Annotated in this window: 5 protein-coding genes and 1 rRNA gene; all 6 read right to left on the reverse strand. The window is 38.2% G+C overall.

All coding sequences use genetic code 11. The features are described 5' to 3' along the window. Positions 1 to 8 precede the first annotated feature (8 nt). Complete coding sequence (locus tag BACFIN_RS17240) at positions 9 to 1,076, reverse strand: glycoside hydrolase family 18 (protein ID WP_032839135.1); 1,068 nt, start codon at positions 1,074 to 1,076, stop codon at positions 9 to 11. Between the two features lie 22 nt (positions 1,077 to 1,098). Beyond that, positions 1,099 to 2,724, reverse strand: a complete 1,626-nt coding sequence (locus BACFIN_RS17235) for a SusD/RagB family nutrient-binding outer membrane lipoprotein (protein ID WP_007748625.1) — start codon at positions 2,722 to 2,724, stop codon at positions 1,099 to 1,101. 11 nt (positions 2,725 to 2,735) lie between these two features. Further along, a complete protein-coding gene (locus BACFIN_RS17230) occupies positions 2,736 to 6,092 on the reverse strand; it encodes a SusC/RagA family TonB-linked outer membrane protein (protein WP_007748628.1) in 3,357 nt (1,118 codons plus the stop codon). Positions 6,093 to 6,185: 93 nt separating this feature from the next. Further along, a complete protein-coding gene (locus BACFIN_RS21160) occupies positions 6,186 to 7,157 on the reverse strand; it encodes a FecR family protein (protein ID WP_007748631.1) in 972 nt (323 codons plus the stop codon). Positions 7,158 to 7,230: 73 nt separating this feature from the next. Next, positions 7,231 to 7,827, reverse strand: a complete 597-nt coding sequence (locus BACFIN_RS17225; RefSeq protein ID WP_007748633.1) for an RNA polymerase sigma factor — start codon at positions 7,825 to 7,827, stop codon at positions 7,231 to 7,233. Positions 7,828 to 8,568: 741 nt separating this feature from the next. Continuing rightward, positions 8,569 to 8,679 (reverse strand): 5S ribosomal RNA (gene rrf / locus BACFIN_RS17220). Positions 8,680 to 8,762 lie beyond the last annotated feature (83 nt).

Raw genomic sequence — 8,762 nt, forward strand, 5'->3', positions numbered from 1 at the left:
ATCTTCTTCTATTTTGACGGATTCATTATACTAATAACCTCACGAATTGAAGAGAACGTATTATTATAATAATCATCCTGTACATTCATAACAAACATTCCTTTTCTTTCAAATCCAGTTGACGCCTGCACATTCCACCATGCGGCTCCTTGAGTAGCTAAAGTTTTATTTCCTTCAGAGTCAACTGTATTCCAATATCCTATCACCTGATTCTTGTCATCCGGCTGCGGTAGTTGAACACACGCAATAAAACGGTCAGCAGGGACAGGATTTGTCCCTTCATACAATTCTTTCGCATCTTCTCCTGCCTGAACAGCCAATAACGCCTTGACACTTAAATCATCACCATTTGTTGACAAAGCTGTTTTAAGAATAATATAATCAGCCAACCCTATTATTCCCATATTTTCAGCTGTAAGATATTGTACATTAGTATAAAAGAACAACGACTTATCGGATGCTTGCTTCCACTCTTTCAGTTTATTCAAGAAGTTTGTCTGACGAGATGTATATACCTCAAGCTCCTCACCTTTCAAGCTAACCAAAGAACGACCGGTATAATCAGCAATAATACCATCATAATTATCCGCTAAAGCAAGCATCTCATCTGTACGTTTGTCCAAATAAGCCCGACCTTCTTCTTCCGTCAAGTCAGGATTAGCTTTCTTCATCTCCTTCCATTCTTCCTCAAATTTAGAAAAATCAATACTGTACACCACCTTCGTACCTTTCTCTCTGACTATTCTTATTTCGTCCAGCATATTTCCGGACAATTTATCCGGATTATTCAAACTGATATAGTCGATACTGTCAGGCAAAGCGGACAATCTTTCGGCCTGTTTGGAAGGATCTGCCACATTCTCCACAGATACTATAGTCAATTTATGCTCACTTGCTTTATAAATATTCAGATCTTTCAGATAATCAGCGTATAGTTGAGGATTTTGTTCTTCAAGCGAAGGAGTATGTATATCCAGACTCTCCACATCCGTCCAGTCCTCACAAGAACAGAATGAGAGTGACATAGTCATGCATATCGCAACACACAGTCCGCTATATCCAAATGTATTTTTCATAAACATTATCTACTTTATTATATTACTTTGTTTTTTTAGCCCACCAAAGATCACGTCCCATATCATCCCGGCCACCCAGATAAGTAGCCACGGCATAATTTATATTTACAGGATTATCTCCATATTCCGATGCTGGATAAGGAATACGCCGCGCACCTCTTTCCGAGTCAACGATACCGCCACTCTTATTACCGGCCGCAGTAGCAGGAATCAGATGCGGGTAGCCGGTACGACGGTAATCCGCCCATGCCTCATTACCCAACTGCCAGTTAGCGATCCATTTCTGAATGATAATACGCTCCTGTTTTTCTTCTGGTGAAGCAGCATTATCCCATTTCACAGTGATTCTGGACAAGTCTCTGTCATAAGAATTCTTTCCGTCCGGATCTACATAAGTTTCAGGGCGTAAAGTCTCGTTATTCAGATATTCCTCTGCTCCGTCCGCCCCCCACTGTTCGAATGACAAGCGAATACCGGTATTGTAAAACTCACCGGCTTCACCTCCCATATTGAAATTATAGATAGCCGCCGCTTCTGCACGCAGGAAAGCGACTTCCGCAGCATTCATCCAATATAACGGATCATTCGGCTTCATATTAATTCCAGAATATTTGTGTCCGGTAGTTTCAAGCACCGGGATAATAATACCTCTACGCAATCCGACATACTCATGTCCTTTCCATTCCGACTTGACAAAATATTTTTCCCGCCGAGGGTCTTCATAACCATTCATATAGCAGATAATATCGGCTGCTACATGTGTATCTCCACCTGTCAAACAGGCGCTATTATCTTCTTTGTGAACATCGACATGATTGTATTCCTTAGCCACATAAATAGGGTTATTTACAGAACCGGAGAAATAACTCCATGCCGCATTATCTGTATTCTGTTCGATCACACCACCGTTTTGGGGGTCAACAGCTTCTTCCGCCATCTTCTGTGCTGTCACCTTGTCAACATTGGCTATGCGAATAGCCAGACGAAGTTTAAGCGAATTGGCAAAACGAATCCATTTTTTCACATCACCCTGATAAATGTAGTCGGCCGAAGCAGTCAAACGGTCATTCGGATGCTCATTCAACACACCGATAGAATGATTCAGTTCTTCAAAGAATTTATTATAAACTTCCTGTTCCGAATCATACGGAGTTGTTATAGAACCATCCGCTCCTATTTTAGAATACGGAATCGGTCCGTAAGCATCCGCAATACGATGCATGGCTGCAACCTTTATAATTGTCGCAATAGCCAAAGGAACCGGGTTGTTCGTATTTTGTGATACTACCTCTACAATACTCAAGTTGGAATAAAGTACCGGAAGTACCTTATCACTTTTCAGAAAAACATTTGTCCAGCCATCTTCAGGGTTAAAGTTCGAAATCGTACGTTCCCATGATGCTTTGGAATCGGCAAAATATCCTCCCATAGGACCGCCCAGCAAACAATCTGTAAACTGTGCCGTATTGACATCCGGAGAGACCACACAACCGGCAAGGTTGTTCATGGCCGAACCCAGCGCATAGTCGTCGGCAGACAAGTCGCCTGGTTGGTAAGGGTTTGAATTGATATCCTCATACTTGGCGGTACAGGATGACACAGCCGCCATTAATGAAGCGAAAATAAATGTATTTAATATCTTTTTCATAGTCACTTTTATTAGAATTTGAAATTCAGACTGAAACCTACATTACGCAAAGAAGGCATCATGAAGTTGTCGATTCCCTGATAGAAATTATCTGTCGATGCCACAGCCTCCGGATCGAAAGGAGCCTTGTTGTAAATCATCCACAAGTTGCGACCTATCAATGAAACTTTAATGTCACAGACATTAGCCAGCCATTTTCTCGGAATAGTATAACCTATCGAAGCCTCCTGCAAACGAACGTTGGTAGCCGAATAAGTATAATACTGCGGCACAGCGGTGCTACCTACTGTTGTATACCAATTCTCCGGATTAACTCTGTCATTTCCATTAATCAATACAAAACCATTATCACGCGCATCGGCTGAAGCCTCGGAAACGCCAAACTTATCAAGTATAGCCTGTGTTCTTGAGAATACTACACCACCCAGACGAGCAGAAATCATGAATCCTACATGGAAATTCTTCCACATAAAGTTGTTACGCCATGCAAGATTTCCCTTCGGCAATACACTTCCCAACTTGATATAAGAATCGGGGTTATCTATTTTCTGAGTATATACGTTATTCGATTCATCCATATAAATAGCACCGTTAGCGTCACGACGTAAATCTGTACGTGAATATAAATCTCCCATACTGCCACCTTCACGCAGGATAAAACGTAAATCTGCATATCCGCCCATATCAAGTGAAGGTATGGAGAAAAGCTGCCCGGTTATAGGATTGATAACATTGTCCGCCAAAGATTCAATCTTGTTCTTATTCATTGAATAAGTCAAACCACTCATCCATGTGAAATTACGCCATGTATTTTCAAAATTCAGAGCAAGCTCTATACCTTGATTGCGTACGCTACCGGTTTGAATATACATTTTTGAATATTTATTAATCGGAAGTTGCGGATTAAAAGTCTGATTTTCAGTTTTTGCATTATAATAAGTAGCATCCAACTCAAAATATTTCAAGAAACGAGCATTAAAACCGATTTCAAAAGAATTAGTACGTTCCGGTTTCAATGAATACATCGGATATTGAGTCAGTACGCTCCATTGATTGGCAGAAGTGCTCCATTCGTAGCGCGGATTGGCAAGATAACGTTGGAAAGCCGAACCGACAGAGGCAAACGAACCACGCAGTTTAAGATAAGACAAATAATCTTTATTCAAATTAGGCATCAGTTCTGAGAGAACAACAGACAAACCTACTGACGGATAGAAGAAGCTCTTTGATGTAGAATTAGGTCCGGCTAATTGTGAAGGCCAGTCGTTACGTCCGGTAAGTGTCAAATAATAAGTACTCTTATATCCCAATTCAGCAGAAGCATAAATAGACTGAGTCTGCTCTCTCCATCCTTCTTGCAGACGACGGGCTTTCTGGCTTAAATTCTGAATAGCGAAATAATTGGTCAAACCGACCTGCTCACCCGGAAATGCATCACTGCCATCAGCAATTCCACCGCGGACTGTCATTAGATCTGATCGCACATCAGTAAATGATCCACCGATATTAGCACTCAGATTCCAGTCTTCACCAAAGTTCTTATTGATACTTACCAGAAAATCTGCATACAATTGTTTGTCCGAAGTCTTGGTTATACCGTACAAACCACGAGAAGAACCTTCCGTAAGCTGTGTATTGGTAGAAGCATAAAATTTCTCTGTATAATCATTATTGGCATTATCCAGACTTACGCGTCCTGAAACAGTCAGCCAATCCAATATTTTATAATTCAAACTTGCGCTCAACATATAACGGTCTTTCTTATTCTCACGCAAGTTGCGGTAGTTCACCCAATATGGATTCTGCATCGTCATTGCAGCATCACCGATCGACCAGTTTTGAAGATAAACTTTACGTGCCGGATCATACAGTTCGTACAACTTCGCATCTTCCCAGTCATTACCGCGAGGATATAGGTAAGCTCCCACTAACGGGTTATTATATTCTCCCTGATTCACCATATTGCGGTCATTTTGCAAAATATAGCTGGCAGCTATATCAAGAGTCATCTTGTCGTTCAAGAAAGAAGTGGTATTGCGTACGCTGAAATTATAACGACTGTACTTATTGTTAGGAGTAATACCTTTTGAATTGATGGCAGCAGCCGATGCATAAGTTTGATTTTTTTCTGTACCGGTAGAGAAAGAAACACTTTCCGTGTTGATAATACCAGTCTGGAAATAATCATCCTTAGGATCATAGCCACGATAATTAGCTACTGTTAATTTTTCTCCCCAACTACGGTCTGAACCATCCAGGAAGCTTCCTCCTACACCGGTTCCATAACGGGTTTGGAAACGAGGCATTACGAAAGGCTGATTGAACTCCATACTTGAATTTACAGATATGCTAACCTTACCGACTTTTCCTTTTTTAGTTGTAATAATAATGGCACCATTGGCAGCTTCCGAACCATACAATGCAGCGGCAGCGGCACCAGTCAGAACCGACATAGATTCAATATCATCCGGATTGATATCTGCAATAGGCTCGGTAGCTCCCTGAGAATCAAATTCTTTTCCCCCACCTTTGCTACTACCGGCAAACATCGGGACACCGTCTACTACGTACAATGCATTGGAAGATTGCATGATGGATTTTGTTCCACGCATTACAACTTTAGATACGCCTCCGACTCCTGATGAAGAAGCATTAATTGTGACACCCGCCACTTTACCGTTAAGGGAATTAACAAAGTTGGCATCTTTATGTTCTGTCACCGCGTCTGTATTAACCTGCTGTACATTATAGCTCAATGCCTTTTCTGCACGCTTGATACCCAATGCAGTAACAACCACTTCGTCCAAAGTCTGAGTATCTTCTTTAAGGATTACATGTATAGATGATTGAGTACCTACCTTAATTTGTTGTGAAACATAACCTATATAAGATATATTCAAAATTTCATTTTTAGCCGCTTCGACCGTGAACTCTCCATTGATATCACTGATCGTTCCCTTACCTGTGGACATTGCAGCTATATTAACTCCAATTAGAGGCTCACCCGCTTCGTCTACAATAGATCCCTTCACTGTTACTGTGACTGAACCATTATTTACCTGGCCTTGTTTCGTTAAAATGATTTTAGCATTGGCAATTTCAAAATTAATGTGTAATGGAGTCAATGCTTTTTTCAACAGTTCATCAATAGTAGCCTGTTTAACTTGAACCGATATTTTTTGTTCCAAATCAAGATTATTATACATGAATGTATAATTCGTCTTCTGTTCGACTATCTCAAGAAAGACTTTAAGCGTTTGTTCTTTCAAAGATAAATCTATTCTTTGAGAATTTTGGGCACTCAAAGACTGAAATATCAATAAGAAAAAAAAGATATTAGCAAGTATCCTTTTTGTTATTTTTCCCATAATATTATGACTAAGTAAAAAAAGAAATGATTAATTTTATATATGCTTTTATAGAAAACATGGAAAAATATTTTTCATGTTTTATTTATATTTTCACTTATATCTGATGTTCACCTCCTCTCCGTTTATCTGGTAATCAATTGCTGTTATTCTATTTATTAGATCTAATATTTCTCTTAATGATTCACTTTTCAGAACAAATCCATATTTAACAGACGAATCCGAATTTTCTACGTGGATATTTACTCCATACCATTTTTCCAACTTCGCAAACACTTCTACCGCCGGAGTATTTTCAAACCTGAGCATATTCTGTGTCCATAAACACTCCATTTCAACATCACAGGGGAATAGTTTCCATGATTGTCTGTCTCTCGGTATCTGTACCTGCTGACCAGGTTCTAATTGTACCCTCTCTACAGCATTCTCCACCGTGACAGCTCCTCTGAGCAAAGAAACAGTTGCCATTTCTTCATCCGGATAGGCAGAAACGTTGAAAGCTGTACCGTGTACCACAATATTAATACCTTCTGCTTTAACAGTAAAACTATGCTCATCATCTTTGGTTACATCAAAAAAAGCCTCGCCTTTAAGAGTCACCTCACGATTATCACGATTGAATACGGAAGAATAGCTGAGATAAGAATCCGAATTAAGCCAAACTTGAGTCCCATCCGGAAGAAATATTTGTGTTTTTTGTCCTCTTTCTGCAAATACGGTAAAAACATCCTCTTGCCTGTTGAACTTTCCTGAAAAGTAATAAAATGATGCTGCCGAAACAAGAAGCGGTATCAGAATTGTAGCCGCAATTCGTGTCCAGGAAAAATTATGTGAAGGTTTGTTATCCGTTATCTGATTTTGAATATTATTAAGAACCCTGAATTTAACAGCATCATCCATCACCGGAATTTGCAGGTTTTGCTCCTTCCACAAAATATCCAATGCAGAGTCCATAGCTTCATCTGTTGCTTTTTGAACTTCTGATTTAAGGACTGTGTATTCGGCCGGACTAATTCTTGCTGAGAAAAACCGTCGCAATAAAACTTGGAGCAAATTATTTTTCATATTTCTGTTTTATAAGAAATACGCAAAATCCCCCAAATAGTCCCGACTCAATTTACATGTTATAAAACATAAATTAAAATTCGTTCCTTACCAATAGCAAGACTAATAACAAATAATGCAAGAGAGATAATTCTGATTTCAAAGTCTTCAATGCAAGAGTCAATTGATTCTTCACTGTTTTTTCCGAAACTCCCATCTTTTCGGCAATATCTTTAATCGAACATCCTTTTTCACGACTCAACTCAAAAATCACCAATTGCCTACTACTAAGTTTCTTTTTAGCTTCATTCAGTTTATCAAGAAATTCATCAAAATAAACTTCATTTTCTGTATTATTTTCTGTATAATTCTGATATGCGTCACTTTGAATATAAACTTCAAATGCAACACTATCAATTTTCTTACGAAATGAATCTATGATAAGGTTATGTGCAATAGTATAAAGATAGGATTTAAATGAAGTCTCTAAAGAAAGATTTTCTTTAGTCTGCCAAATCCTCAAAAAGGTTTCTTGCAGAATATCTTCAGCGTCATCAGGAGATTTAGTCAAGTTCAGCACAAAACCATAAAGCAAATCCGCATACATAAAGTACAGACGGGTAAAATCTTCATACGAACCTTGTTTTACCTTCTTTATCAAGTCTATATGCAAATGTTTTTCAACAATCATAGTTTAAGGTTTAAATATAGATCATAAATACTTTTTATCAATAATTCATCCCGACAAAATGAATTCAATATAAACAACCCCATTCAATATCTTTTTATATATTCTCTCTCCGCTACAATTTCTTCTGCAAAAATATTTGCAAATATAATAAATAAGATTACAATTTCAAAATTAAAAATTGTTACAATATTAAAAGTTTTTCATTAACAAAATGTTTGGAATATACTTAACTTATAACTTTATCCGAGAAGAAGCAATATAAAATATTAGAAATCAACAGAAAATTTAACTGGCTTCTACTCTGCATTCTCTGATATTGAATTAAAGGTTTCATGACGGAATCCGCGTAAGTGTGACTGATTAAAAAAAGGATTATGAAAAACAATATAATAGAGAGGTGAAAATAAAAAAGAGTAGTAAAAGAGAAATACAAGCATACCAAAGTACCATTGATAAATCAAAAAACAGGGAAGTAATTTAGATTCACTATATTTGCTTTCTCGTTTGAGTAATATAAAATCATTTTTGTTATACGAAAAGTGAAAAAATGGAATAAAATGAGGGTATAACTGTGTGATTTAAACTATAAATCTTAATCATACTATTAGAACAAGTCAGAAAGGATATTGTTTCCAAAGAAAGCCATTTATTATCTTAAAAAAAGATTTATAGCAATCATTTTCAGAAGTGGCGGAAAACAGAAAGCCCCTTGATTCGTTGCTGAATCAAGGGGCTTCTTAAAAACGGCGGCTACCTACTCTCCCACTGTTACGCAGTACCATCGGCGTGACGAGGCTTAACTTCTCTGTTCGGAATGGGAAGAGGTGGAACCCTCGTGCTATAACCACCTGAAGAAATTCAATAAGGTTATGACATGATGAAAAGTAAAACTTCAGTGTCTAGCAAGCTAAACGTATATATCGCGCCCCGTACAA

Origin of the sequence: Bacteroides finegoldii DSM 17565 (assembly GCF_000156195.1) — a bacterium.
Classification (GTDB): domain Bacteria; phylum Bacteroidota; class Bacteroidia; order Bacteroidales; family Bacteroidaceae; genus Bacteroides; species Bacteroides finegoldii.

Coding starts and splice junctions, on each gene's coding strand:
- BACFIN_RS17240 (WP_032839135.1), bottom strand. CDS start 1,076: ATGAAAAATACATTTGGATATAGCGGACTGTGTGTTGCGATATGCATG.
- BACFIN_RS17235 (WP_007748625.1), bottom strand. CDS start 2,724: ATGAAAAAGATATTAAATACATTTATTTTCGCTTCATTAATGGCGGCT.
- BACFIN_RS17230 (WP_007748628.1), bottom strand. CDS start 6,092: ATGGGAAAAATAACAAAAAGGATACTTGCTAATATCTTTTTTTTCTTA.
- BACFIN_RS21160 (WP_007748631.1), bottom strand. CDS start 7,157: ATGAAAAATAATTTGCTCCAAGTTTTATTGCGACGGTTTTTCTCAGCA.
- BACFIN_RS17225 (WP_007748633.1), bottom strand. CDS start 7,827: ATGATTGTTGAAAAACATTTGCATATAGACTTGATAAAGAAGGTAAAA.